The organism is Streptomyces sp. NPDC014623, assembly GCF_043088245.1.
Taxonomy (GTDB): Bacteria; Actinomycetota; Actinomycetes; order Streptomycetales; family Streptomycetaceae; genus Streptomyces.
Genome location: NZ_JBIBZU010000001.1, coordinates 97,200 through 123,089 on the forward strand (window position 1 = coordinate 97,200; position 25,890 = coordinate 123,089).

General features: G+C 71.1%; 24 protein-coding genes. 11 read left to right on the forward strand and 13 right to left on the reverse strand.

Features of this window, described 5'->3' with window-relative positions:
* Positions 1-104: 104 nt before the first annotated feature.
* Positions 105-1,136, forward strand: coding sequence for a class II fructose-bisphosphatase (gene glpX / locus ACF1FZ_RS00445; protein ID WP_391771161.1), 1,032 nt, complete (start codon positions 105-107; stop codon positions 1,134-1,136).
* A 65-nt stretch (positions 1,137-1,201) separates the two neighbouring features.
* On the opposite strand, the gene ACF1FZ_RS00450 is transcribed toward glpX, so the two are convergent.
* Entirely contained in the window at positions 1,202-1,573 is a 372-nt protein-coding gene (locus tag ACF1FZ_RS00450; protein ID WP_391771162.1) for a WhiB family transcriptional regulator, read from the reverse strand.
* Between the two features lie 164 nt (positions 1,574-1,737).
* Positions 1,738-2,409, reverse strand: a complete 672-nt coding sequence (locus ACF1FZ_RS00455; protein WP_391771163.1) for a DUF1707 domain-containing protein — start codon at positions 2,407-2,409, stop codon at positions 1,738-1,740.
* A gap of 224 nt (positions 2,410-2,633) precedes the next feature.
* On the opposite strand from ACF1FZ_RS00455, the gene ACF1FZ_RS00460 reads away from it, so the two are divergent.
* The 4 genes from ACF1FZ_RS00460 to ACF1FZ_RS00475 all read left to right on the forward strand — a co-directional run bounded on the left by ACF1FZ_RS00460 (position 2,634) and on the right by ACF1FZ_RS00475 (position 9,024).
* On the forward strand, positions 2,634-4,301 hold the full coding sequence (locus ACF1FZ_RS00460; protein ID WP_391771164.1) for a fumarate hydratase: 1,668 nt from the start codon (positions 2,634-2,636) through the stop codon (positions 4,299-4,301).
* Positions 4,302-4,529: 228 nt separating this feature from the next.
* Positions 4,530-5,933, forward strand: coding sequence for a class II fumarate hydratase (locus ACF1FZ_RS00465; RefSeq protein ID WP_391771165.1), 1,404 nt, complete (start codon positions 4,530-4,532; stop codon positions 5,931-5,933).
* Between the two features lie 44 nt (positions 5,934-5,977).
* On the forward strand, positions 5,978-6,697 hold the full coding sequence (locus tag ACF1FZ_RS00470; RefSeq protein ID WP_391771166.1) for a DUF402 domain-containing protein: 720 nt from the start codon (positions 5,978-5,980) through the stop codon (positions 6,695-6,697).
* Between the two features lie 389 nt (positions 6,698-7,086).
* The gene (locus tag ACF1FZ_RS00475) at positions 7,087-9,024 is read left to right on the forward strand and encodes a SpoIIE family protein phosphatase (protein WP_391771167.1); all 1,938 of its coding nucleotides are present in this window, start codon (positions 7,087-7,089) and stop codon (positions 9,022-9,024) included.
* A 412-nt stretch (positions 9,025-9,436) separates the two neighbouring features.
* Here the strand turns inward: ACF1FZ_RS00475 and ACF1FZ_RS00480 are convergent, their stop codons facing one another.
* Complete coding sequence (locus ACF1FZ_RS00480; protein WP_391771168.1) at positions 9,437-11,641, reverse strand: transglycosylase domain-containing protein; 2,205 nt, start codon at positions 11,639-11,641, stop codon at positions 9,437-9,439.
* A gap of 221 nt (positions 11,642-11,862) precedes the next feature.
* Between ACF1FZ_RS00480 and ACF1FZ_RS00485 the strand changes: the two genes are divergently transcribed.
* Positions 11,863-12,834: an SPFH domain-containing protein gene (locus ACF1FZ_RS00485; RefSeq protein ID WP_391771169.1), complete on the forward strand. Its 972-nt coding sequence runs from the start codon at positions 11,863-11,865 to the stop codon at positions 12,832-12,834.
* The gene (locus ACF1FZ_RS00490) at positions 12,831-13,103 is read left to right on the forward strand and encodes a hypothetical protein (RefSeq protein WP_391771170.1); all 273 of its coding nucleotides are present in this window, start codon (positions 12,831-12,833) and stop codon (positions 13,101-13,103) included. The genes ACF1FZ_RS00485 and ACF1FZ_RS00490 overlap by 4 nt, the downstream gene beginning before the upstream one ends.
* 66 nt (positions 13,104-13,169) lie before the next feature.
* Here the strand turns inward: ACF1FZ_RS00490 and ACF1FZ_RS00495 are convergent, their stop codons facing one another.
* Positions 13,170-14,129, reverse strand: a complete 960-nt coding sequence (locus ACF1FZ_RS00495) for a LysR substrate-binding domain-containing protein (RefSeq protein ID WP_391771171.1) — start codon at positions 14,127-14,129, stop codon at positions 13,170-13,172.
* 133 nt (positions 14,130-14,262) lie between these two features.
* Between ACF1FZ_RS00495 and ACF1FZ_RS00500 the strand changes: the two genes are divergently transcribed.
* A complete protein-coding gene (locus tag ACF1FZ_RS00500) occupies positions 14,263-14,817 on the forward strand; it encodes a peroxiredoxin (RefSeq protein WP_325745922.1) in 555 nt (184 codons plus the stop codon).
* Between the two features lie 11 nt (positions 14,818-14,828).
* Positions 14,829-15,365 (forward strand): alkyl hydroperoxide reductase, encoded by a 537-nt coding sequence (locus ACF1FZ_RS00505; protein WP_391771172.1) that lies wholly within the window; start codon positions 14,829-14,831, stop codon positions 15,363-15,365.
* A gap of 135 nt (positions 15,366-15,500) precedes the next feature.
* On the opposite strand, the gene ACF1FZ_RS00510 is transcribed toward ACF1FZ_RS00505, so the two are convergent.
* From ACF1FZ_RS00510 to ACF1FZ_RS00530, 5 genes are all read right to left on the reverse strand, one after another.
* On the reverse strand, positions 15,501-15,629 hold the full coding sequence (locus ACF1FZ_RS00510; protein WP_391771173.1) for a hypothetical protein: 129 nt from the start codon (positions 15,627-15,629) through the stop codon (positions 15,501-15,503).
* Between the two features lie 67 nt (positions 15,630-15,696).
* Positions 15,697-17,130 carry an AI-2E family transporter gene (locus ACF1FZ_RS00515; protein WP_391771174.1) on the reverse strand — a complete coding sequence of 478 codons (1,434 nt, stop codon included), beginning with the start codon at positions 17,128-17,130 and terminating at the stop codon, positions 15,697-15,699.
* 130 nt (positions 17,131-17,260) lie between these two features.
* Entirely contained in the window at positions 17,261-17,965 is a 705-nt protein-coding gene (locus tag ACF1FZ_RS00520; RefSeq protein WP_391771175.1) for a transglycosylase SLT domain-containing protein, read from the reverse strand.
* 389 nt (positions 17,966-18,354) lie between these two features.
* Positions 18,355-19,677 (reverse strand): PhoH family protein, encoded by a 1,323-nt coding sequence (locus tag ACF1FZ_RS00525; protein WP_391771176.1) that lies wholly within the window; start codon positions 19,675-19,677, stop codon positions 18,355-18,357.
* A 344-nt stretch (positions 19,678-20,021) separates the two neighbouring features.
* Positions 20,022-20,783, reverse strand: a complete 762-nt coding sequence (locus ACF1FZ_RS00530; protein WP_391771782.1) for an isoprenyl transferase — start codon at positions 20,781-20,783, stop codon at positions 20,022-20,024.
* Positions 20,784-20,990: 207 nt separating this feature from the next.
* Between ACF1FZ_RS00530 and mgrA the strand changes: the two genes are divergently transcribed.
* The gene (gene mgrA, locus ACF1FZ_RS00535; protein ID WP_391771177.1) at positions 20,991-22,028 is read left to right on the forward strand and encodes an L-glyceraldehyde 3-phosphate reductase; all 1,038 of its coding nucleotides are present in this window, start codon (positions 20,991-20,993) and stop codon (positions 22,026-22,028) included.
* A 320-nt stretch (positions 22,029-22,348) separates the two neighbouring features.
* On the opposite strand, the gene ACF1FZ_RS00540 is transcribed toward mgrA, so the two are convergent.
* The 3 genes from ACF1FZ_RS00540 to ACF1FZ_RS00550 all read right to left on the reverse strand — a co-directional run bounded on the left by ACF1FZ_RS00540 (position 22,349) and on the right by ACF1FZ_RS00550 (position 24,597).
* Positions 22,349-22,804 (reverse strand): hypothetical protein, encoded by a 456-nt coding sequence (locus tag ACF1FZ_RS00540; protein ID WP_391771178.1) that lies wholly within the window; start codon positions 22,802-22,804, stop codon positions 22,349-22,351.
* Positions 22,805-22,906: 102 nt separating this feature from the next.
* Positions 22,907-23,734: a class I SAM-dependent methyltransferase gene (locus ACF1FZ_RS00545; protein ID WP_391771179.1), complete on the reverse strand. Its 828-nt coding sequence runs from the start codon at positions 23,732-23,734 to the stop codon at positions 22,907-22,909.
* Positions 23,735-23,805: 71 nt separating this feature from the next.
* The gene (locus ACF1FZ_RS00550; protein WP_391771180.1) at positions 23,806-24,597 is read right to left on the reverse strand and encodes a prepilin peptidase; all 792 of its coding nucleotides are present in this window, start codon (positions 24,595-24,597) and stop codon (positions 23,806-23,808) included.
* 103 nt (positions 24,598-24,700) lie between these two features.
* Here ACF1FZ_RS00550 and ACF1FZ_RS00555 point away from each other — a divergent pair, with 103 nt between their 5' ends.
* Complete coding sequence (locus tag ACF1FZ_RS00555; RefSeq protein WP_391771181.1) at positions 24,701-25,090, forward strand: DUF192 domain-containing protein; 390 nt, start codon at positions 24,701-24,703, stop codon at positions 25,088-25,090.
* Here the strand turns inward: ACF1FZ_RS00555 and ACF1FZ_RS00560 are convergent.
* Positions 25,062-25,844, reverse strand: a complete 783-nt coding sequence (locus ACF1FZ_RS00560; RefSeq protein ID WP_391771182.1) for a hypothetical protein — start codon at positions 25,842-25,844, stop codon at positions 25,062-25,064. The two genes, ACF1FZ_RS00555 and ACF1FZ_RS00560, sit on opposite strands and share 29 nt — an antisense overlap.
* Between the last annotated feature and the right edge of the window lie 46 nt (positions 25,845-25,890).

Below are 25,890 nucleotides of genomic sequence, written 5' to 3' on the forward strand. Positions count from 1 at the left end.
GGGCACCCGCTCATAAGTGACCCGATCTGCTCATTTTATCGACCTACCGATAGAGTCACAGCACCCTCTTTTCCGGTCGTCGTCGTACAGAAAGGTGCGCTCCGATGTCCGAGCATCATCTGCCGTCCCCGCTCGAGGTCTCCCCGGAGGCCCCCGACCGCAACCTGGCCCTGGAGCTGGTGCGGGTCACCGAGGCCGCCGCCATGGCCGCCGGGCGCTGGGTCGGCCGCGGCGACAAGATCGGCGCCGACGGCGCCGCGGTGAAAGCCATGCGCACACTCGTCTCCACCGTGTCGATGAACGGCATCGTCGTCATCGGTGAGGGCGAGAAGGACGAAGCCCCCATGCTGTTCAACGGCGAACGCGTCGGCGACGGCACCGGGGCCGAGGTCGACATCGCCGTCGACCCGATCGACGGCACCACGCTCAACGCGAAGGGCATGCCGAACGCCATCGCCGTACTGGCTGCCGCGGACCGGGGCGCCATGTTCGACCCGTCCGCCGTCTTCTACATGGACAAGCTGGTCACCGGCCCGGAAGCCGCCGACTTCGTCGACATCGACGCACCCGTTTCCGTGAACATCCGGCGTGTCGCGAAGGCCAAGAGCTCGGCGCCCGAGGACGTCACGGTCGTCATCCTGGACCGGCCCCGGCACGAGAACATCGTCAGGGAGATCCGGGAGACCGGCGCCCGGATCAAGTTCATCTCCGACGGCGACGTCGCCGGGTCGATCATGGCGGCCCGCGAAGGAACCGGCGTCGACCTGCTCATGGGCATCGGCGGCACACCCGAGGGCATCATCTCGGCCTGCGCCATAAAGTGCCTCGGCGGTGTCATCCAGGGCAAGCTCTGGCCCAAGGACGAGGCCGAGCGGCAGCGTGCCCTGGACGCCGGTCACGACCTGGACCGGGTCCTGTCGACGGATGACCTGGTCAGTGGGGACAACGTCTTCTTCGTCGCCACCGGGATCACCGACGGCGAACTGCTGCGCGGTGTGCGGTACCGCGCGGAGACCGCGACCACGGAGTCCCTGGTGATGCGGTCCAAGTCGGGCACGATCCGCAGGATCGACTCGACGCACCGGCTCTCGAAGCTGCGCGCCTACAGCGCGATCGACTTCGACCGCGCCAGGTAGCCCTGGTCACGCGGAGGCGGGCGCCGCCCGGGCAGAGCGGCGCCCGCCTCCGCGTGCGCGGGGTTTCAGCCCGCTGCGGCTATGCGCCCTGTCGGGGCCGCCGCCTTGAGTTCCATGTCGCGCCTCCGGCGCCGGGTGAGCACCACGCGGCGTTCGGCGGCGGTGAGGCCGCCCCACACCCCGTAGGGCTCGGGCTGGATGAGGGCGTGCTCCCGGCAGTCCACCATCACCGGGCACCTCGCACAGACCTGTTTCGCGGCTTCTTCGCGGGCCAGCCGGGCAGCAGTCGGCTCCTTCGACGGGGCGAAGAACAACCCGGCCTCGTCCCGGCGGCACACCGCCTCCGAATGCCAGGGCCCCGCCTGATCCTCCCGCACGGGTGCGCGCTGGGAGGGTACGGCGGCGACCTGCAGGGGCTGATGCGGCATGTGCAGCACGGTCCACTCCTGACGACGGCTTGGGCTTCGTGAGCGAGAGGCGATGCAGCACTCCCTACCCGCTGTGCGCGCGCCTATGCACTGAGTGGCGTCGCCTTCCGTCCCGCGTGGTGCCACCGCGTCGCCGGACGGCCTGAAATGTGCGGTGGTCCGGCCGTCCGGCCTCAGTGGCCGAGGTGTTTGCGCACATGCTTGTGGAGGTTGGCGATGAGCTTGCCCCGCTTGGGCTTCGCCTCGATGTTCCCCAGCACGGCATAGCCGTTCACGACGACCACCGGCGCTTCCGGGTCGGGGGACTCCAGCGTGTCGACTTCGAAATTGCCGAGAACGCCTGTTCCACTGCCGCGCAGCGAGATGTTCTCGGGAACCCTGACCTCGACGTTGCCGAAGACGGACGTCGCGTTGATGACCGTGAGCCGCTGCCCGAACAGTGCCTCGGTCAGGTCGATCTCGATGCTGCCGAAGAGCGCGAAGGCGTTCGTGCGGCCGCCGACGCGCCAACGGCCCTTGCGGGTGGAGCTGCTGAAGACCGCCACCAGGTTCTCGGCGGGCCCGGCCGTCCCCTCGGGGCCGTATCCGTAGGGCGAGGCGGGCTGCCGGGCGGTGCCGCCCGGTACCGGCAGGTCCTGGACCAGGGGCTCGAGTTCGCCGACGGTCTTGGCCCGGTAGACCAGGTCGACCCGCTCGGCGTGCTCGTCGGCGGTCAGCCGGCCCTCGGCCATGGCCTCCCGCAGGATGTCCGCGATCCGGTCGCGGTCCGCGTCGGAGGCGCGGATTCCGGCGGGCGCGGGAGCGGCCGGAGCGGCGGGCTGCTGGGGCTGCTTTTCGAGGTCCACCGGACCAGCCTACCCAGACGCGATAGATCGCGACCAGTGCCTCACCGGCCTTGCCCGAAATCCGCCCGCACTCCGGCCGCGGCCCCGTGCGGAGCCGGGCCGCCGGAGCGAGCGGTCCGGGTGAGCCTTACCTCACAGGTCCGGCGCACCCCCGGGGGTCCTACCCTGGTGGATGCGCTGCCCAAGGGTGGTCAGCCGCTGTCGCCGAGTGAGGAATGGCCGTAATGCCAGAGTTTGCGTACTCCGATCTGCTCCCTCTGGGAGAGGACACCACGCCGTACCGGCTGGTGACCGCCGAGGGCGTCTCGACCTTCGAGGCCGACGGCCGTACGTTCCTCAAGGTGGCGCCGGAGGCTCTGCGCACCCTCGCCGCCGAGGCCATGCACGACATCTCGCACTACCTGCGCCCGGCCCACCTGGCGCAGCTGCGCCGCATCGTGGACGACCCGGAGGCCTCGTCCAACGACAAGTTCGTCGCGCTGGACCTCCTGAAGAACGCGAACATCGCCGCCGCCGGTGTCCTGCCCATGTGCCAGGACACCGGTACGGCCATCGTGATGGGCAAGCGCGGCCAGAACGTGCTCACCGAGGGCGGTGACGAGGAGGCCCTGTCGCACGGCATCTTCGACGCGTACACGAAGCTCAACCTGCGTTACTCGCAGATGGCCCCGCTGACCATGTGGGACGAGAAGAACACCGGTTCGAACCTCCCGGCCCAGATCGAGCTGTACGCGACGGACGGCGGCGCCTACAAGTTCCTCTTCATGGCGAAGGGCGGCGGTTCGGCCAACAAGTCCTTCCTCTACCAGGAGACCAAGGCGGTCCTCAACGAGGCCTCCATGATGAAGTTCCTGGAGGAGAAGATCCGTTCGCTGGGCACGGCGGCCTGCCCTCCCTACCACCTGGCGATCGTCGTCGGCGGTACGTCGGCCGAGTTCGCGCTGAAGACCGCGAAGTACGCCTCCGCCCACTACCTGGACGAGCTGCCCGCCGAGGGTTCCCCGACCGGTCACGGCTTCCGGGACAAGGACCTGGAGGAGAAGGTCTTCGAGCTGACGCAGAAGATCGGCATCGGTGCCCAGTTCGGCGGCAAGTACTTCTGCCACGACGTCCGGGTCGTCCGCCTCCCCCGGCACGGTGCCTCGCTGCCCGTGGCGATCGCCGTGTCCTGCTCGGCCGACCGCCAGGCGACCGCGAAGATCACCGCCGAGGGCGTGTTCCTGGAGCAGCTGGAGAAGGACCCGGCGCGCTTCCTCCCGGACACCACCGACGAGCACCTGGACGAGTCCGGTGACGTGGTGCGGATCGACCTCAGCCGGCCGATGGACGAGATCCTCGCCGAGCTGACCAAGTACCCGGTCAAGACCAGGCTCTCGCTGACCGGCCCGCTGGTCGTGGCGCGTGACATCGCGCACGCCAAGATCAAGGAGCGGCTCGACGCGGGCGAGGAGATGCCGCAGTACCTCAAGGACCACCCGGTGTACTACGCGGGCCCGGCGAAGACACCCGAGGGATACGCGTCCGGCTCCTTCGGCCCGACGACGGCCGGCCGCATGGACAGCTACGTCGCGCAGTTCCAGGCGGCGGGCGGCTCCAAGGTGATGCTCGCCAAGGGCAACCGGTCCAGGCAGGTCACGGACGCGTGCGACGCGCACGGCGGCTTCTACCTCGGCTCGATCGGCGGCCCCGCCGCACGTCTCGCGCAGGACTGCATCAAGAAGGTCGAGGTGGTCGAGTACGAGGAGCTCGGCATGGAGGCGGTCTGGCGGATCGAGGTCGAGGACTTCCCCGCGTTCATCGTGGTCGACGACAAGGGAAACGACTTCTTCACCGAGCCCGCCCCGGCGCCGACGTTCACGAACATCCCGGTCCGCGGCCCCGGCCTCGGCTGACCGTCCGCCGCACCGAGGGGCGCACCGGCCACCGGTGCGCCCCTCCCGCGTGCGCGGGGCCGCCGGAGGGGTTCCGGCGTACACCGCGCGCCTGCGGTCCGGTGGCAGGGGCCGGGAGAAAGCGCGAACGTCGTCATGACGCGTGATCCGTCCCGGGGCCCGGGGCAGGAGGAGCGGGGGAATACGGCGGGCGCGGACCGTGCTCGCTCCAGCAGGAGGTAGGACACCATGGGCGAACCGGCCGAGGACACGCAGTACCGCGTCGAGCACGACTCGATGGGGGAGGTGAAGGTGCCCGCGCACGCCAAGTGGCGTGCCCAGACACAGCGCGCGGTGGAGAACTTCCCCGTCTCGGGGCAACGGCTGGAACGGGCCCACATCGAGGCCCTGGCCCGGATCAAGGCGGCGGCGGCCAAGGTCAACGCCGAGCTGGAGGTGCTGGATCCGGAGATCGCGGACGCGATCCAGGAGGCCGCCGCCGAGGTGGTGGCGGGACACTGGGACGAGCACTTCCCCGTCGACGTGTTCCAGACGGGTTCCGGCACCTCGTCCAACATGAACACCAACGAGGTCGTGGCCACGCTCGCCACCGAGCGCCTCGGACGCGAGGTGCACCCCAACGACCACGTCAACGCCTCCCAGTCGTCGAACGACGTGTTCCCCTCGTCCATCCACATCGCGGCGACCGCAGCCGTCACCGCCGACCTGATCCCGGCACTCGAACACCTGGCCGTGGCCCTGGAGCGGAAATCGGCCGAATTCGCGGAGGTCGTGAAGTCGGGCCGTACGCATCTGATGGACGCCACCCCTGTGACCCTGGGCCAGGAGTTCGGCGGTTACGCGGCGCAGATCCGCCACGGCGTCGAGCGGTTGCACGCCTCGCTCCCCCGCCTCGCCGAACTCCCCCTGGGCGGTACGGCGGTGGGCACCGGGATCAACACCCCTCCCGGTTTCTCCGCCGCCGTGATCGCGGAGGTCGCCCGCACGACCGGCCTGCCGCTCACGGAGGCCCGGAACCACTTCGAGGCGCAGGGTGCCCGGGACGGGCTCGTCGAGACGTCGGGCCAGCTCCGTACCGTCGCCGTGTCGCTCACCAAGATCTCGAACGACCTGCGCTGGATGGCCTCCGGCCCCCGCACCGGACTCGCCGAGATCAGCCTTCCCGACCTGCAGCCCGGGTCGTCGATCATGCCGGGCAAGGTCAATCCGGTCATCCCGGAGGCCGTGCTGATGGTCGCGGCCCAGGTGACGGGCAACGACGCCACGGTCGCCGCCGCCGGGGCCGCCGGCAACTTCGAGCTCAACGTCATGCTCCCGGTGATCGCGAAGAACCTGCTGGAGTCGGTGCGGCTGCTCACCAACGCCTCGCGGCTGCTCGCCGACCGCACCGTCGACGGCATCACCGCCGATGCGGAGCGGGCGCGGCGGTACGCGGAGTCCTCGCCGTCGGTCGTGACCCCGCTGAACAAGTACATCGGTTACGAGGAGGCGGCGAAGGTCGCCAAGAAGTCCCTGGCCGACGGCACGACGATCCGGGAGACGGTGCTGGCCGGCGGATACGTCGAGCGCGGAGACCTGACGCCGGAACAGCTCGACGAGGCCCTGGACGTGTTGCGTATGACCCGGCCCTGACACGGAACGCGCCGGGAGGACGGGTGCGTCCCTAAGATCTCTCCATGACAGCGACGGAAGCGGGTACGGGAGCAGGCGCCGGGGTGGGTGCGGGTGACGGCGTGCGCTGGTCTCCGGGGGACCGGATCCTCTGGCGTTACCGGGCCAACGCAAGACCGGGGGACGGCGGCGGTCACGCGGTTCACATCTGCCGGCCGGTCACCGTGGTGCAGGACACCGAGGAGCTGCTGGCGGTGTGGATGGCCTCCGGCACCGAATGTGTGCGGCCGGTGATCGCCGACGGCACCCAGGTGCACGCCGAGCCGCTCGCCACCCGCTACACGCGCCCGCGCACGACCGCGCGCTCCCACTGGTTCGGCTCGGGCGTGCTGAAGCTCGCCCGCCCCGGCGACCCCTGGTCGGTCTGGCTGTTCTGGGACCGTGGCTGGCTCTTCCGCAACTGGTACGTCAACCTCGAGGAACCTCGCTCGCGCTGGGCCGGCGGGGTCGATTCGCAGGACCACTTCCTCGACATCTCGGTGCGCCCCGACCACAGCTGGGAATGGCTCGACGAGGACGAGTTCGCACAGGCGCAGCAGGTCGGGCTGATGGACGGGGCCACGGCGCGGCGGGTGCGCGAGGCGGGCCTGGCGGCCGTCGAGGTGATCGAGCGCTGGGGCGCCCCGTTCAGCGACGGCTGGGAGCACTGGAGGCCCGACCCGCAGTGGCCGGTCCCCCCGCTGCCGGATGACTGGGACCGCCCCCCTGCTCCCGCACCGTCGTGAGACCCTTGATGCACCCCTGGGGGGCGAACGTAGGATCGCCCCGCATGAACCGCTCCGCCGGACCGATGGGCCACAACCGGCGCGACCGGCCAGGGGGCTGACCACCAGTCACCGCACGCACCGCATAGGTCACACGGTTCACGGAGCCGGGTGGACCGTGCGGACGCAGAGCCACTACGAGGGGGTGGAGACGTGCTCGCTGTCCGCTGCCCGCTCACCGGAAGGCTCCGTACCGGTCCCTCCGACGGACGTACGGTTTCGGCCCTCTTTCCCAGGGCGACCGGTGACAGTCGTTGTTCTCACCGCTCTCACCGGGGCAGAGTGGCGCGACCCCCCGAGGTGACGGTGTTCGCCTCATACAACCGGCCCGGACGGACGGAATCCCACGCGTGACGGAGCACTCCACCTCACACGAAGGCCGGCAGCCGCTCGCCGCCCGGCCGCAGGAACGCGCCCGGCCCCGGCAGCAGGAGGCCCCGCCGGGCGCCGCTGCCACCGCCGTCCCCGGCCCCTCTCCGGTGCCGGCCACGGTGACGGGCCCGGTGCCGAATCCGATGCCCGGCGCGGATGCCGCCGCGTCCGCCGCCGACACCCAGACGGTCACCCGCCGCGAAGGGGACCGGCTGCGCTTCGTCGGCGCGGCGACCCGCCGGATCGCGCGGGGCATGGACCTGGACGAGATCGTGCTGGGCCTGTGCCGGGCGAGCGTGCCCACGTTCTCCGACGCCATACTCGTCTACCTCCGCGACCCGCTCCCCGTGGGTGACGAACGGCCCGTCAACCCCTTCTTGCTGCGGCTGCGGCGTAGCGACAGGCTGCGGCCGGCCGACGAGGAGGGCGAGAGCGGGCCGGAGGGCGAACGGCTGCGGCTGCCCGTCACCGACGCGCAGGCCGGGCTGCTGCCTGCCGCCGAGCTGTGCGAGATCCGGGCGGGCGGTGCGCTCGACGAGGTGCTGCGCGGGGTGCGGCCCGTCTTCGGGGACTCCGCGGCGGCCCGTGCCGCCCTGCCCGAGCTGCTGGGCCCCGGCCGGGCCGTGCCGACCGGGCACCGGGCGATCCTCGCTCCGCTGCGCGGCCGTCGCCGGGTGATCGGTGCCGCCGTCTTCCTGCGCGGTACGGAACGTCCGCCGTTCGAGGCGAACGACCTCCTGGTCGCGGCCCAGCTGGCCACGCACACCGCGCTCGGCATCGACAAGGCCATGCTGTACGGCCGCGAGGCGTACATCGCCGATGAGCTCCAGCGCACGATGCTGCCCGACTCGCTGCCCCAGCCCACGGGCGTGCGGCTGGCCTCGCGCTATCTCCCGGCCGCCGAGACCGCGCGGGTCGGCGGGGACTGGTACGACGCGATCCCCCTTCCCGGCAGCAGGGTCGCCCTGGTCGTCGGTGACGTGATGGGACACTCCATGACGTCCGCGGCGATCATGGGCCAGCTGCGCACCACCGCGCAGACCCTGGCCGGGCTCGACCTGCCTCCGCAGGAGGTCCTGCACCATCTGGACGAGCAGGCGCAGCGGCTCGGCAGCGACCGCATGGCGACCTGCCTGTACGCGGTGTACGACCCCGTCGCCCACCGCATCACCATCGCCAACGCCGGACACCCGCCGCCCGTGCTGCTCCACCTGGGCGGCCGGGCCGAGGTGCTGCGGGTGCCGCCGGGTGCGCCGATCGGTGTCGGCGGGGTCGACTTCGAGGCCGTGGAGCTGGACGCGCCGGCCGGGGCGACGCTGCTGCTGTACACGGACGGCCTGGTGGAGTCCCGGATACGGGACGTCTGGACGGGCATCGAGATCCTGCGGGAGCGGCTCGCCGCCACGGCCCAGTTGACCGGGCCGGACCACTCACCGCCGCTGGAAGCGCTCTGCGACGACGTACTGGACATGCTCGGTCCGGGCGACCGGGACGACGACATCGCCCTGCTGGCCGCCCGGTTCGACGGGATCGCGCCGAGCGACGTCGCGTACTGGTTCCTGGAACCGGAGGACGCCGCGCCCGGCCGGGCGCGCAGGCTGGCCCGCAGGGCCCTGAGCCGGTGGGGTCTGGACGACCTCTCGGACGAGGTGGAGCTGCTGGTCAGCGAGGTGGTGACCAACGCCGTGCGCTACGCGGAGCGGCCCGTGACGCTGCGGCTGCTGCGTACGGACATCCTGCGCTGCGAGGTCGGCGACGACTCCCCGCAGCTGCCCCGGCAGCGGCGTGCCCGGGAGACGGACGAGGGCGGGCGCGGGCTCTTCCTGGTCAACCGGCTGGCCAAGCGGTGGGGCGCGACCCGGTTGTCGACGGGCAAGGTGGTCTGGTTCGAGATGACGGTGCCCGGTTCCGGCTGAGGAACGCCGGACGCCTGTTCCTCCGGGGCGCCGAGGAGCGGGTGTGCGTACTCCGGTGGGCGACGCGGGACCTCTGCCGTCGGCGGCACAGGAGGCTCTGCGCGTGCGGGCGGCAGGCGGTGCCGTGACGGTGTCATGCCGGTTTCCGGGTGGGGGAGGCCGGGCGAACCGCGCGGCACGGTGCCCGGCCACCAGCCCGTGCGTCGCGGCCCTCACGGCCGGCTCCCAGGCGGTCTTCGGAGCGGATGACCCACCTCGCCGTGTGCTCCCGGCTGCGCCTGGAGCGAGGTCCCGGGCGCCGGCGCCGTGCCCGACGTGACGGAGCCGTCCCGTCGCCGGCGGGCCGCCCGCTGCGCCTGGGGCCGGGCACACGTGAGGGGCGGTGCCGGCCGACACCGCCCCTCACGTGTCGCTACTGCTCCGGCAGGACTTCACTGCCCGGGCGTTCGCCCGGTGGTTCGTCCTCGTCCTCGGGGTCCTTCGTGGCGCTGGGCGTCCTGCTCGGTGTCGAGGACGGGCTCTCGCTCGGCGGCTCCGCGGACGGTGACTCCTCGCCCGGTGTCGCGCTCGGCGACCCGGAGGGCGTCTCCGGCTCCTCGGACGGGGTCTCCGGCGGTTCCTGGGTCTCGGGCGGGAGGGCCGAGGGGGTCTGGGTCACCGCCGTCTCGCCGCGCTCCACGCCCTCCAGGTCGAAGGTGGCGTCCGAGCCGCCGTTCAGCGCGCCGAGGGTGTAGTCCGCCCAGATCCTGGCGGGGAACCCGCCGCCACTGGCCCGGCCGGAGTTGGCCGTGCCGGTGAGACTGACCTGGCCGCCGCCCTCCCGGGGGGACTCTCCGAAGAGGGCCACGGCGGTGCTGAGCTCAGGGGTGTAGGCCGTGAACCAGGCCGCCTTGTTGTTCTCCGACGTACCCGTCTTGCCCGCGGCGTCGTAGGCGGGGGTGTCGGCCTCGCGCCCGGAGCCGACGTCGACGACCTCGGTCAGCGCGTCCGTCACGGTGTCGGCGGACGCCCGGCTGATCACCTGGCCGCCCACGCCGTCGACGGGTTCCATGGTGCGGCCGCGGTGCACGGCGGACTTGACGATGGTCGGGGTGACCTTCTTGCCGTGGTTGGCGAGGGTCGCGTAGACCCCGGCCATGTCCCACGTCGAGGCGTTCATGGTGCCCAGGGTCATCGCGGGCGTCTCGGGGAAGTTCTTGTCCGGTACGCCCACGGCCAGCGCGGTCTTCTTCACGGCGGCGGGGGAGACGTCCACGACCATCTGGGCGAAGACGGCGTTGATGGACTTGTCCATCGCCCTCCTCACGGTCGGGCTGTCGTAGCTGATGTCGTCCTCGTTCTGCGGGGCGAACGGGATGTCGCTGCCGACCACGGGGCGCCTGCTGGTGCCGTCGTAGACCGTGTTCAGGCCGATGAGGCTGCCGTCCTGGGTGGTCGATCCGTTCTCCAGCGCGGAGGCGAGCACCAGCGGCTTGAAGGTGGAGGCCGGCTGGTAGTCCTGGCGGGTGGCGTTGGATATGTAGTGCTCGGTCGCACCGACACCGCCGTACAGCGCGACGACCTTGCCGGTCTTCGGGTCCACCGAGGCGGCGCCGGCCTGGACGGTCGCGTCGATCTCGTTGTTCTTGCGGTCGAGCTGGTTCTCCAGCTCACGGTCGACCGACTTCTCCAGCTGCTTCTGCCGCTTCTTGTCGATGTTGAGCGTGATCGTCCAGCCGCCGTTCTGCCGCATCTCCTCGGTGATGCCCTGTCGCTCCATCTCGTCGTTCGCGGCTTCGACGAGGTAGCCGGTCTGGCCCTCCATCCCGCCGGCGGCCTTGGGCCGGTCCGGGACGGGGAACGTCATCGTGTCCCGCTCGGCCTGGTCGAGCCATCCCTCGTCGACCATGTTGTCCAGCGTGTAGCCCCAGCGCTCCTTGACCAGCTTCTTGCCGGACGGTGTGGCGTTCGCCCAGTCGTACTGGCTGGGGGCCTGGAGCAGGGCCGCGAGGTAGGCGCCCTGGGAGGTGTCGAGGTCCTTGGCGTCGACGCCGTAGTAGGCCTGTGCCGCCGCCTGGATGCCGTTCGCGCCGCGGCCGTAGTAGACCGTGTTGAGGTATCCGGCGAGGATGTCGTCCTTCTCCATGCGCTGGTCGACCTTGAGCGAGATCACCAGCTCCTTGAGCTTGCGGGTGACCGTCTGTTCCTGCGTGAGGTAGTAGTTCTTGACGTACTGCTGGGTGATCGTGGAGCCGCCCTGCTTGCCCTTGCCGGTCAGCGTGCTGAGCAGGCCGCGCGTGGTGCCCTTGAGGTCGACGCCCTGGTCACGGTAGAAGGACTTGTTCTCGGCGGCGACGAAGGCGTGCTGGACGCTCTTGGGCACGACGCCGAGGTCGACTATCTCCCGGTTGACCTCGGAGCTGCTGCGGACCAGGAGCGTGCCGTCGCTGTACTTGTAGACGTTGCTCTGCTTCTCGGCCTGGGCGTTGGCCTCGGGCACGTCGACGAACACGTAGAGCGCCGCGAAGGCGCCCATGCCGAGCAGGCAGAGTCCGAAGAACGTGCCCAGGATCTTCCGCCAGGTGAAGAGCCGGCGTTTGCCGTCGCCCCCGGCCCGCCGCGCATCCGCTCGACCCATCGCTGTCGTGCTCCTGTTCTTCTGCTCGTACCACTCCGGTCAGACCTGCCAGCTAACACCGAGAGCCCGGACAAAAGGCAGACGATCCGGTCTTTTCCGGACGTGAGAATCAGCACCCGGCCCTCATGGAACCGACTCACGGAGGATGCGCAGGGTTGTGAACCGCGCTAATGTGTAATCACATTGCTAGCGCGGCGTAAGCCGTAGGAAACGGGGGACCCATGTCCGCACCGCACGATCTTCCCGGCCCCACCGGCCCCGGCACCGACCTGACCCCGGACGCCCCCGAGATGCCCGCGCCTCAGGTCAGGGAGACGACCGCCCACTCCATCCCCGGGGGTCTCGGCCTCCTGCTGACCGTCCTCGGAGTCCTCCTCGGCGTGGCCCTGGCCATCGTCGGTGGCGTCCTCGGCTCCGACGGGCACAACGGCGTCGGCATCCCGCTCCTCGTCCTCGGGCTGCTCCTGACCGTCGCCTCGTTCTTCTGCATGAGCGGTGTGAAGATGGTCGCCCCGGGCGAGGCCCGGGTCATCCAGCTCTTCGGCCGCTACGTCGGCACGATCCGCGCGGACGGCCTGCGCTGGATCAACCCGCTGACCTCCAGCCGCAAGATCTCCACCAGGGTCCGTAACCACGAGACGGCCGTCCTGAAGGTCAACGACGCCTACGGCAACCCGATCGAGCTCGCGGCGATCGTCGTCTGGAAGGTGGAGGACACCGCCCAGGCCCTCTTCGAGGTCGACGACTTCCTGGAGTTCGTGGCCACCCAGACCGAGTCGGCCGTCCGGCACATCGCGATCGAGTACCCGTACGACGCACACGATGAGGGCGGCCTCTCCCTGCGGGGCAACGCCGAGGAGATCACCGAGAAGCTCGCGGCCGAGCTCACCGCCCGGGTGCAGGCAGCCGGCGTACGCATCATCGAGTCCCGCTTCAGCCACCTCGCGTACGCCCCCGAGATCGCCTCGGCGATGCTCCAGCGGCAGCAGGCGGGGGCGGTCGTCGCGGCCCGCCAGCAGATCGTCGAGGGCGCGGTGGGCATGGTCGAGATGGCGCTGACCCGGATCGCGGAGCAGGACATCGTCGAGCTCGACTCCGAGCGCAAGGCGGCGATGGTCAGCAACCTGATGGTGGTGCTCTGCGGCGACCGCGCGGCGCAGCCGGTCCTGAACACGGGCACGCTCTACCAGTGACCGACGACGCGGCCCCTCCTCCCGGCCGGGCACCCCGGCGCGGGTCCGCCCGCAAGCAGATGCTGCTGCGGCTGGATCCCGCGGTGCATGACGCGCTGGCCCGGTGGGCCTCGGACGAGCTGCGCAGCGCCAACGCACAGATCGAGTTCCTGCTGCGGCGCGCACTGGCGGAGGCGGGCCGGCTCCCGGGTGGCGCGGCCCCGATCCCCCGCCGCGGCCGGCCCCCGAAGACCGGGGCTCCGGATCCGCCGCCCGAAGCGGAGGGGTGAGGCGCGTCCGGGCCCGGCAGGGGGCTGACGGGGCCCCTGCGGCCCTGCCGGCCCCCTGCCCACGGCTCACTCCCCTTCGGACACCCGGACCGGCAGCGTCGCCATCGCATCGCGCAGGGCGGCCGCCAGCTCCTCGAACTCCCCGTGCCGCGCCGAGCCCGTCCGCACGGCCAGCGCCACTCGCCGGGAGGGCGCCGGATCCATGAAGCAGCCGGTGGACAGCGCGTCGTTCCGCCCGGTCTCCACCGTCACCGCCGTACGCGGCAGCAGCGTCACCCCGAGCCCGCCCGCGACGAGCTGTACGAGCGTGGAGAGCCCGGCCGCGGTCGTCGTCACCGGCGCCCCCCGGGTGCGTCCCGCCTCCCGGCAGATGTCCAGCGCCTGGTCGCGCAGGCAGTGCCCTTCGTCGAGCAGCAGCAACGGCAGATCGCTGAGCGTCTCGCGCGACAGGCCGGTGCGCCCGGCGAGCTGGTGCCCCTTCTCCATCACGAGCACGAAGTCCTCGTCGAACAGGGGTAGTTCCGTGACGCCCGGCACGCCGAGCGGCACGGCGAGCAGCAGCAGGTCCAGCCGCCCGGCCGCCAGCCCGTCCAGCAGGGAGGAGGTCTGCTCCTCGTGCACCTGGAGATCCAGGTCGGGATAGCGCTCATGGACCAGCTTGAGCACGGTCGGCAGCAGGTAGGGCGCGACCGTGGGGATCACACCGAGCCTGAGTGTCCCGGTGAACGGCGCGCGCACCGCCTCGGCCTCCTCCATCAGCTCACCGAGCGCCTCCAGCACCGCCCGGCTCCGCACCGCGAGGCGCTCACCCGCGGGCGTGAGCAGCACCTTGCGCGTCGTACGCTCGATGAGCTGGGCACCCAGTGCCACCTCCAGCGCGGACACCGCCCCGGAGAGCGCCGGCTGACTCATCCCGATTGCGGCGGCGGCGTCCCGGAAGTGCAGATGCTCCGCCACGGCCACGAAGGCGCGCAGCTGCGAGAGACTGGGCTGTTTGACCCTGATGGCCTGATTTACATACGCCACTGATAGGCACCTCCGATCACCCCGGCCGAGTGTAGCTATTTCCGTGATCAATGCACCGTGTGCCAGGGTAAGGACTGTCCAGCCCCCCGGGAACGCCCTCAAAAGGGGATTTCCTACGCAGCAAGGAGTGCGCGTGCTCACTGTCGGTGACAAGTTCCCCGAGTTCGACCTGACCGCTTGTGTGTCGCTGGAGAGCGGCAAGGAGTTCGAGCAGATCAACCACAAGACCTACGAGGGTCAGTGGAAGGTCATCTTCGCGTGGCCGAAGGACTTCACCTTCGTGTGCCCCACCGAGATCGCCGCCTTCGGCAAGCTGAACGACGAGTTCGCCGACCGTGACGCGCAGATCCTCGGCTTCTCCGGCGACTCCGAGTTCGTGCACCACGCCTGGCGCAAGGACCACCCGGACCTGACCGACCTGCCCTTCCCGATGCTGGCCGACTCGAAGCACGAGCTCATGCGTGACCTCGGCATCGAGGGCGAGGACGGCTTCGCCCAGCGCGCCGTGTTCATCGTCGACCAGAACAACGAGATCCAGTTCACGATGGTCACCGCCGGTTCCGTGGGCCGTAACCCCAAGGAGGTCCTGCGGGTCCTCGACGCCCTGCAGACCGACGAGCTCTGCCCCTGCAACTGGACCAAGGGCGAGAACACCCTCGACCCGGTCGCCCTCCTCTCGGGCGAGTGAGCTGATACGACATGGCACTCGACGAACTGAAGTCCGCCCTGCCGGACTTCGCCAAGGACCTGAAGCTGAACCTCGGTTCGGTCATCGGTAACAGCGAGCTCCCCCAGCAGCAGCTGTGGGGCACGGTCCTGGCCTGCGCGATCGCCTCACGCTCACCGAAGGTGCTCCGCGAGCTGGAGCCGGAGGCCAAGGCCAACCTCTCCGCCGAGGCGTACGGCGCGGCGAAGTCCGCCGCCGCCATCATGGCGATGAACAACGTCTTCTACCGCACCCGGCACCTGCTGTCGGACCCCGAGTACGGGAACCTCCGTGCGGGTCTGCGGATGAACGTCATCGGCAAGCCGGGCGTGGAGAAGGTCGACTTCGAGCTGTGGTCGCTCGCCGTCTCCGCGATCAACGGCTGTGGCCAGTGCCTGGACTCCCACGAGCAGGTGCTGCGCAAGGCCGGCGTGGACCGTGAGACCATCCAGGAAGCCGTCAAGATCGCTTCGGTGATCCAGGCGGTCGGCGTGACCCTCGAGTCCGAGGCCGTACTCGCCGAGCAGTAACCCGCAGTACCTTTGTACGAGAAGGGCCCCCTGGACGACCGACCGTCCAGGGGGTCCTTCTTTCGTGAGCGCCCGGCGCCAGGGAGCGGAACGCACCCGTACGCGGAAGGACAGTCCTTCCGGACTGCTCAGCCGTCAGCCGCAGAGACCGCCGGCCGTCGTGATCACGCTCCCGCGCGCCTCCTGGCCGTGGGCGGGGGCCAGGCCCGCGACGGCGTCCACGTCGTCGGCGACGAGGGCGAGCTCCCACCGGGGAGCCGGCACGCCCGGCCGTGCGCGGGTACGCAGTGGGCGCGCGCCGGGGCCCTGCCGGGCTGACGGCTGTTCTGCCCTACCGCTTCTGATCGTCCGGTGAGCCCGATCCGGTCCCGACGTCGTGGTGGTCCTCGTCCTCGGTCCCGGGATCACGCCCCTGGCCGGGAGGATCCGCGGGGAGGGGCCGGGCGGCGGGCGGTTCCGCCGGAGCGGCCGAGACCGCCGTGGCCCCGTGGGGCCCGGAGCCGTGCGGCGTGGCCGCGTCCGATCCGAACGAGCGCAGGTAGCCGACCACCGTGTTGGTCACCGCGACCAGGGGCACGGCGACGACCGCACCGCCGATGCCGGCGATCATCCCGCCCGCCGCGACCGAGAGCACCACGGCCAGCGGATGGACGCGTACGGCGCGGCCGAGGATGAAGGGCTGCAGGATGTGGCCCTCGATCTGCTGCACGGCGAGCACCACGATCAGCACCATCAGGGCGGTGAACACGCCGTGGGTGACGAGCGCGACGACCACGGCCAGAGCGCCGGAGATCACGGCGCCGACCAGGGGGATGAAGGCGAAGAGGAAGATGAAGACGGCCAGCGGGACCGCCATCGGCACGTCCAGGAAGTAGATCCCGAGCCCGATGAAGATCGCGTCGATCAGGGCCACGATCACCGTGCCCCGGACATAGGCGGTCAGCGTCCGCCAGGCACGCGGTCCGGCGCCCGCGACGCCCGGCCGGGCCTGGGAGGGCACCAGCTTGAGCACCCACTGCCAGATGCGCTTCCCGTCGTAGAGCAGGAAGAGCGTCGAGAACATCGCCAGCAGCAGCCCGGTGAGGACCTCCACCATCACCGTGACGCCCTGCAGCCCGGCGGAGGTGATCTCCTCGGTGTTGGTGCCGATGGTGTCGCTGAGGTTCTTCGCGATGTCGTTGATCTGCGACTCGGTGACGTGGAAGGGGCTGTCCAGGAGCCAGCGCTTCAGTTCGTCGATGCCGTCACGGACCCGGTCCGAGAGGGTGTCCAGATTGTCCATCACCTGCCAGACGACGAACCAGCCGACGAGCCCCATGACGACGAAGCCGAGCACCGCCGTGACCGCGGTGGCCAGCCCTCGCGGCAGTCCGAGCCGCCTGAGCCGTACGACGGTCGGCTGGAGCATCGCGGTCACCAGCAGGGCGCCCACGAAGGCGAGGACGACCAGCTGCACGGCGCTGATGACCCGCATGAGCACCCAGAGCGTGCCGGCCAGGACCAGCAGCCGCCAGCCCGCCTCGGCTGCGACGCGCACCCCCCAGGGGACCGCGGCCACCGGGTCGGGCTTGGCCGCCACGGAAGGGGCGTAGGAGGGCGGGCGCGGCACCTGTTCGGCGGCGGCCGTGGAGAGCGTCGACGAGGAGACGCTCACGGCATCCGCGTCGGCACGGCGCTCGTCCTCGGCGCGCCGCTCTTCCAGGCGCGCCCCGATCTCGGTCAGTTCGGCTCCCAGCCGACCGAGCCACCCCGGAAGTTTCGACATGGATTTTTCCCTTCCCCCGAACGTCCCGCTCACGCCCCCGGAGCTGTCCGGGAGACCGTACACGCGAGAAGCTCCGCACCGTAGGACGGTGCGGAGCTTCCCGGAGTTGCGAGCGGAACCTCGCGAGGTTCTAGTACCAGTGGTTGGCCTGCCAGAACGACCAGGCCTTGCAGGGACTGCCGTAGCGGTCGCTGTTCATGTAGCTGAGGCCCCACTTGATCTGGGTGGCCGGGTTCGTCTGCCAGTCCGCACCCGCCGACGCCATCTTGGACCCCGGCAGCGCCTGCATGATGCCGTAGGCACCGGAGGACGGGTTGGTCGCCTTGTAGTTCCAGCCCGACTCGCGCTCCACGATGTTGCTGAAGCACTGGAACTGGTCGGCCGGCATCATCGCGCGGGCCATCGCCTGGACGTCGGCCACGCTGTAGGAGCCCTGCGCCGAGAAGGAGGAGGCGTCGCGGACGGAGGACCGGCTCGCACGCTCGGCCTCCTTCTCCTTGGCCTCGCGCTCCGCCTCCAGCTTTTCCTCGGCCGCCCGCTTCTTCGTCTTGGCGTCCTTGGCGGCCTGGATGCGGGCCGTCTCCTCGGCCGACTTCTTGGCCGCCGCGTCGGCCGCGGAGGCCTGGGCGTCGGCCTGCTGCGTCAGCGAAGCAGTCTGAACCTGGGCCTGCTGGCCCGCGGGGATGTCTGCGAGCAGCGTGGTGTCGGCTGCGGCCGCCTCGAAGTTGTCGTCGGCAGCGGGAGTGCCGCCCGACGCAACGCCTACGACGGCGCCTACGGTGGTGACCGCGGTGGCTGATGCCACGGCGAACCCCCGGACCGAGATCCGGCTCACACGGTGTCCTTCCAGCATCGCCCGCTTAGGTGACCTCGCGGGCGCAATCGTGCCCCTGACACTGGCCTCCCTACTGCTTGGGTCACGGGAGGCACGGGCCCGGTGGGCGACTTCCCTGCGGAAGTGCCACGTGGTGCTCGCGGGCGGCATACGGACGGCGATTGTTGAGTTGTGTGGTGCGTGGCGCCTCTGGAGGTGCCCAAGTGCCGTATGCGGGGCCTGACGGAAGCAAGACTCTGCCGGAAGGACACGGTGCGTTGCAATTCTGTGTTGCGTGGGAAAGCTCACATCCCGTTTGACGCACAACTTTTTCGGAAATGACAGCGCAGCACAATGCCGCCCGGCTAAGCTCCTTGGCTCGCCGGGCGGCACTTATGGGGTGCAGCGGGTCAGATGTGCCCGTCCTCCAGCATTTCGGTCACCAGCGCGGCGATGGGTGAGCGCTCGGAACGGGTGAGCGTCACGTGCGCGAAGAGCGGATGCCCCTTCAGTTTCTCGACCACGGCGACGACTCCGTCGTACCGGCCGACCCTGAGGTTGTCCCGCTGTGCCACGTCGTGGGTGAGCACCACCCGCGAATTCGTGCCGATACGGGACAGCACGGTCAGCAGGACGTTCCGCTCGAGGGACTGCGCCTCGTCCACGATCACGAAAGCGTCATGGAGCGAGCGGCCCCGGATGTGGGTGAGCGGCAGGATCTCCAGCATTCCGCGCCCCAGCACCTCTTCGATGACCTCACGCCCGGCGACGGCGGACAGCGTGTCGAAGACGGCCTGCGCCCAGGGGCTCATCTTCTCGGCCTCGCTGCCGGGGAGATAGCCGAGCTCCTGACCGCCGACCGCGTACAACGGCCGGAAGACCATCACCTTCTGGTGCTGCCGGCGCTCCAGGACGGCTTCCAGGCCCGCGCACAGCGCCAGTGCCGACTTGCCCGTGCCCGCCCGGCCGCCCATCGACACGATGCCGACGTCCGGGTCGAGGAGCAGTTCGAGCGCGATGCGCTGCTCGGCGCTGCGGCCGTGGATGCCGAAGGCCTCCCGGTCGCCGCGCACGAGACGGACGTTGCCCTCGGCGGTGACCCTGCCCAGCGCCTTGCCCCGCTCGGACTGGAGCACCAGCCCCGTGTGCACGGGGTACTCGGCGGCTTCGGGGATGTACAGGCTCTCCTCGCCGAACAGCAGATCGACCTGTTCCGCGGCGACGGCGAGTTCCGCCATGCCGGTCCAGCCGGAGTCGGTGACGGCGAGTTCGGCGCGGTACTCCTCGGCGAGGAGACCGACCGACGAAGCCTTGATCCGGAGCGGCAGGTCCTTGGAGACGACGGTGACGTCGTACCCCTCGGCCTGCAGGTTGCGTGCGACCGCGAGGATCCGTGAGTCGTTGTCCCCCAACCGGTAGCCGGCGGGCAGGACGCCGGGGTCGGAATGGTTGAGTTCGACACGGAGCGACCCGCCCAGGTCCCCGAGCGGGATCGGGGCGTCCAGCCGGCCGTACCGGACCCGGAAGTCGTCCAGCAGGCGCAGGGCCTGCCGGGCGAAGTAACCGAGCTCGGGGTGGTGCCTCTTGGCCTCCAGCTCCGTGACGACGACGATCGGCAGCACGACTTCGTGCTCGTCGAACCGGGTCATGGCTTTGGGGTCGGCCAGCAGGACGCTGGTGTCGAGAACGTAGGTGCGCCTGTCGGGCAGGCGGCGCTTGGTGCTGGTCACCACGGAAGGACGTACCCCCTCGGACGAGGTCGGGGAGTGCGACGGACGTCGCGGAACTTCCCGAAGGGAGAGGACGGACCGGGTTCGGGCCCCGTGCGCGGGCCGAACACCGGCCCTCCGCATCGGCCGCACGGTATGCGGTCCTTCGTGTGCAAAGGGCCTCCCGGGCGAGCGGGCTGGGTGCCGCTCACTTGGCTGCGACGTCCGCCTGGTTACTGACCGGACATCGACCTGAGAGCTGTATTCCCTCGAACACGCGAAGCCATGCCGCCGCCTGCGACACGGTACGTCCGGCCGGGCCCCCGCCCCGCCCCGCCCGTCGGCCGTCCGCCGGGGCGCTGTGTCCCTCAGGCCCCGTAACGCCGGTGGCGCGCCGCGTAGTCGCGCAGGGCGCGCAGGAAGTCGACCTTACGGAAGGCCGGCCAGAAGACCTCGCAGAAGTAGTACTCCGAATGGGCGCTCTGCCAGAGCATGAAGCCGGACAGCCGCTGCTCCCCGCTGGTGCGGATCACGAGGTCCGGGTCGGGCTGCCCACGGGTGTAGAGGTGCTCGGAGATCAGGTCCGTGGAGACGATCTCGGCGAGCTCCTCGAAGGTCGTGCCCCGGGAGGAGTGCTCCAGGAGGAGGGAGCGGACCGCGTCCGCGATCTCCTGACGGCCGCCGTAGCCGACGGCGACATTGACGATTATCCCGTCGACCCCCGCCGTGGCCTCCTCCGCCTCCTTGAGGACGGTCTGGGTCCGCGACGGCAGCAGGTCGAGGGTGCCGACGTGGTGGACGCGCCACCGCCCGTCGGAGGCCAGCTGGCGCACGGTGTTCTCGATGATGCCGAGCAGCGGGATGAGCTCCCCCTCCGGCCGGTCGAAATTGTCCGTGGACAGCAGCCAGAGGGTGACGACCTCGACATCGGTCTCACTGCACCAGCCGAGCAGCTCCGAGATCTTGTCCGCCCCGGCCTGGTGTCCCTGCACGGCCGAGCCGCCGGATGCCTTCGCCCACCGCCGGTTGCCGTCGAGGATGACTCCGATGTGCTTGGGCACCTGATCGTGGTCCAGGCGGCCTTCCACCCGGCGTGCGTAGAGCCCGTACACCAGGTCGCGCAAGTTCACTGAGTTCACCCTCTCGGTTCCGTACGGGCCCCTGGCCCGCCCCTCCCCCACGCGGGGGTCCGGGGCCGCCCCCCGGGGGGATCGCGCGCGGTCCGCCCGCCGCGCTCCCGCGCCGCGGACCGGCATGTCCCGAAGCGGCCACATTACTGCGGCCGGGTCACAGGGGCCCAACCCGGTCTGTCACAAGTCCGTGATAAGGAGTGAAACGTGACTGATTCCCTCTCCTACCTCGCCGGCGAGTCGCGCTACGACTCCATGGAGTACCGCCGCACCGGCCGCAGCGGGCTCAGGCTGCCCGCCGTCTCGCTCGGCCTCTGGCACAACTTCGGCGACGACCGCGCCCTGGCGTCCCAGCGGGCGATCCTGCGCCGCGCCTTCGACCTCGGAGTGACCCACTTCGACCTGGCCAACAACTACGGCCCGCCGCCGGGCTCCGCCGAACTGAACTTCGGCAAGCTCTTCCGCCAGGACTTCGCTCCGTACAGGGACGAGCTCGTCATCTCCACCAAGGCCGGCTACCGGATGCACCCCGGCCCGTACGGCGAGTGGGGTTCCCGCAAGTACCTGCTGTCCTCGCTCGACGCCTCCCTGAAGCGGATGGGCCTCGACCACGTCGACATCTTCTACTCCCACCGTTTCGACCCCGCCACTCCCCTCGAGGAGACGATGGGTGCGCTCGCCTCCGCCGTGAGCCGGGGCAAGGCCCTCTATGCGGGCGTGTCCTCCTACAGCGCCGCGCAGACCGCCGAGGCGGCGCGGATCCTCGCGGAGATGGGCGTGCCCGCCCTGATCCACCAGCCGTCCTACTCGATGGTCAACCGCTGGGTGGAGGCCGACGGGCTGCTCGACACGCTGGAGACGGCCGGTATGGGCTGCATCTCCTTCGCGCCTCTCGCCCAGGGACTGCTCACCGACAAGTACCTGACGGGCATCCCCGAGGGTTCACGGGCCAGCCAGGGCAAGTCCCTGGACCCGGGCCTGCTCTCCGACGAGATGGTGCGGCGCCTGCGCGGGCTGAACGACATCGCACGGGGCCGTGGGCAGTCCCTCGCACAGCTGGCGCTCAACTGGGTCCTGCGTGACAGCCGTATGACCTCGGCCCTGATCGGCGCGTCGAACGTGCGGCAGCTGGAGGAGAACGTGGCCGCGCTCGCCGCTCCCGCGCTGACGGCCGCCGAGCTCGAGGAGATCGACACCTTCGCCGTGGACACCGCGAGCACCAACATCTGGGCCGGCCGGAGCTGACTCGCGGCGGACGCCCGCCCTGCCTGAAGGGCGCGCGTCCGGGGCACGCTCCGGGCACAAAAAACGGGCCGGTCCGTGGGGGGGGGTTACGGACCGGCCCGAGGGGGGGGTTTCCACCATAACCCTTCGTAAGTGGTGATGGTGCCACGCCACGAAATAATCACTCTCCGAATTCGCCGGACTGCGCTTCGGGCACATCTCCGGCGCTCGGGCGCGGGGGCCCCGGCAGGACAGGGACCGTCCCGCCGGGGCCAGGACGACACGGCGCGCAGCCCGCGGCCGTGGCCCCGGGCGGTCACACGGCAGGCGGGCCGGAGGCGTCAGCAGGGCACGAAGCGGATCGCCACCGTGTCACCTCCGGCGACCACGAAGTCGCCGTTCTCGCACCGGAGCACCGCCTCGCGCACCTCGCCGTGCTCGTCACGCCGTTCCTGCGTGCCGGTGACCGTCCATGCCCCGCCGTACGGAGGGGGCGGCAGCCGGCTCAGCTGCTCGAACCGCCACTGGCCCGCGGGCACGCACCAGTCGGGGAGGCCGGGCCAGGCGCCGGAGGTGATGCTCAGCGTGTGGTCGGACGCGCAGGTCAGCAGGACCGACTGCCCGCCCTCCAGCACGAATTCGACGGCTTCCGGCTCTCCCGCGCGGCCCTCGGGCCGGTAGAACAGGCCGTGGACGGCCGTCACCCGCGCACCCGTGAGCCAGTCGGCCTTCCCGTGCCGCGGCCGACGGACCGGTGGACCGGTCTCCCCGTCCGGCATTTCCCTTCCCACCGACATGACCCGCTCCTTCGTTGTGCGCTCAACTACCAGGGTCGCACTACTCATGGGTAGGACGGGAGGACGGGTGATGCCGTTGCACCTGCGGCCCGTGAGGCGCGCTCAGCGGAGGACCGCCGGTGACCGTTCCGGCTTGCGCGCCTCGATCAGGAAGCGGGAACTGTGCGCGACGAACGCCCCTCGCTCCTCGATCTGCCGGTGGAGGGAACGCAGCCGGGGCAGGTAGGCGTCGACGGTGAATCCCGGCACCGTCCAGACGACCTTGCGCAGGAAGTGGACGACGGCCCCGATGTCGAGGAACTCCATGCGCAGCCGCTCGGCGCGCAGGTCCGTCACCTCCAGCCCGGCGGCCTCCGCGTCCTCCCTCGCCCGCAGAGGATCCCTGGCTGCGCGCTGCCCGGGGGACAGCGGCCCCAGGAAGTACTCGACGAGCTCGAACACGTTTTCCCGGCCGACCTGCTGGGAGAAGTACGTGCCTCCGGGGGCCAGCACCCGGGCGATCTCCTCCCACCAGGTCGTCACCGGATGCCGGCTGACGACCAGGTCGAAGGCGCCGTCGGCGAAGGGCAGCGGCGGCTCGCCGGAGGTCGCGACGACGACTGCGCCGCGCGGGTGGAGCAGGGCAGCGGCACGGGCGACGTTCGGCGGCCAGGACTCGGTGGCCACGGTGAGAGGCGCCGTCACCGGCGCGGAGGCGAGCACCTCCCCTCCCCCGGTCTCGATGTCGAGCGCGGCCCCGGCCCGTGCCAGCCGGTCCGCCATGGCGCGTGCGTACCCCCAGGAGGGCCGCTGCTCGGTCGCCCGCCCGTCGAACCACGAGAAGTCCCAGCCGTCGACGGGGATGGCGCCGGCCTCCGCGACGAGGGCCTCGAAGCGCGCGTCGGAGGCGCCGGGGGCGGGAGGGACGAAGGGCGCGGACGATCCGGTCATACGGCAAGGGTGTCAGCCCGCCACGGCCCGGCGCGACCCTGTATTCCGTATGTCCGTGTGCCGGGTGGGCCTCAGGCGGCGAGGCCACCGGACACCAGACCGAGCAACGCCCCCGCGATCATGAACGGGCCGAACGGGATGCCCGTCTTGCGTCCGGCGCGCCGCGCCAGCATCAGCCCGGCCCCGTACAGCGCGCCGAACAGGAACCCGGCGAAGCCGCCCGCGAAGAGGACCGCCCAGCCGTACCAGCCGAGCGCCACGCCCAGCGCGAGGGCGAGCTTCACGTCGCCGAAGCCCATGCCGTTCGGGTTGATCAGGAAGAGCAGGAGGTAGAAACCGCCCAGCGCCACTCCTCCCAGCAGTGCGGAGACCCAGGACCCGCCGTGCCCGGGCAGCAGGGCAGCACCTCCCAGGAGCACGGCGGTGGCGCAGGCGAGGGGCAGCGTCAGCGTGTCGGGGAGCCGGTGGACGCGGCGGTCGACGACGGCGAGGAGCACCGCGACGGGCGCCAGCAGCAGCCAGACGGCGGCCTCGGGCCGGGCCCCGGTGGCGGCGGCGAGGGCCGCACAGGAGAGCACCGTGACCACCGGGACGGCGACGGCGGGGGCGTAGCGGCCCCGCCCGGCCGGCGCGGGGGCCCCGGGGGCCGCGCCTCCCGGGAGCGAGGGGACGGCCACGGCGCACACCGCGCACCTGGTGGAGCCGAGCCAGCCCCGGGCCGGGCCGGTGAGCACGTGCCCGGCCGGGCAGGCGTCCCTCCAGGGCTCCTCGGGCTCGACGGAGAAGCGGTAGGCGGCGCGCGGGAGCAGCAGTCCGGCGACGGCGCCCCAGAGCGCGGCGACCGCAATCAGTGTGGCGTCCACGGCATCGACCCTAATCCGGCCCGTACGGCGGGGTCTTGGGCCCTGGGGCCCATCACGCCGTTCGGGACCCACCCGGCGGCCGGGGGGTCTACGGTCGGTTCCCATGGGGAAATGGCGTGACGGCAGCGGAACACTGACGGTCGGGACGGACTCCGGGGCGCGGGAGGTACCGCTGCGTATCGCCGCCTCGTACCGGGCACGGGCGCGTGGGCTGCTCGGCGTGGACGGCGTCGACGGTGCGCTGCTGATCACGCCGTGCGGGAGTGTGCACACCTTCCGGATGCGGTTCGCCATCGATGTGGCGTACCTGGACCGCGCGTTCAACGTCCTGGCGGTCCGCACGATGAAGCCCGGCCGGCTCGGCCTGCCCAGGCTCCGTGCCCGTCATGTGGTGGAGTCGGAGGCCGGGGCCATGGAGCGGTGGGGCCTGCGGCCCGGGACACGGGTGCGGGTCTCCGTACCCGTCACGGAAGTTTCGCCGCCTGTGCGGTGAGGAGTGCGGCCGGGACCTCCGGTGTCCTCGCCGTCAGGAAGTCGGCGGCGTAGAAGGTGACGACCGTCGAGCCGGTCCGTACGAGGTGGAAGACGAGCGGGACCTCGGCTCCCGCCAGGCTGCCCGTCACCTGGTAGGCGAACGACTCCTGGCCGGCCCCGGCTGTGGGCAGCGCCCTGACCCCGGTGTAGGTGGTCGGCCCGTCCTCGCTCGTCGTGCGGAACCCGCCGGCGCAGTCCCGCACCGCGTCACGGACCGCGCGCAGCAGTTCCCCGGCCCCGCCCCCGGGGTGCGAGGTGAGGATCTCGGTGACCACGGTCCGGTCGTCCTCGCCCTCCTCCGCCGTGTCCGTCGCCGTACGGAAGACGATGGCCGCCGGGGCCGGCTCGGGCGAGCCGTTGATGATCGCGGTGATCGGCCGGCACGCCTCGTCCTCGGGCTCCTCGGTGCCGCGTTCGCCGGTGCCCTCCAGGGGGGCGATCGCGTAGCCCGGCACCTCGTCCGTGGCGAGGGCCACCTTCTCGAGCTCGGCCTCGGTGAGGGTCCTGCCGTGGCTGGTGGGCGTGGGGACGGGAGGGGAACCGGCTCCGGGCGTGGCGGTGGCGCCGGATCCCGTGCCGGACCCGGAGGCGGGGGCCCGGGAGGCGGTGGCCTTCTCACCGGCCCCCTCGCCCCCGCCGTCCGGTCCGCAGCCGGCGGCCGCCAGACAGAGGACGAGCGTGCCCGCCGCCACGACAGTGGTCCGTACCTTCATCGCTCACCGCTCCCGCCCCGCTGTGCACCGGGTCAGCACGCTAACA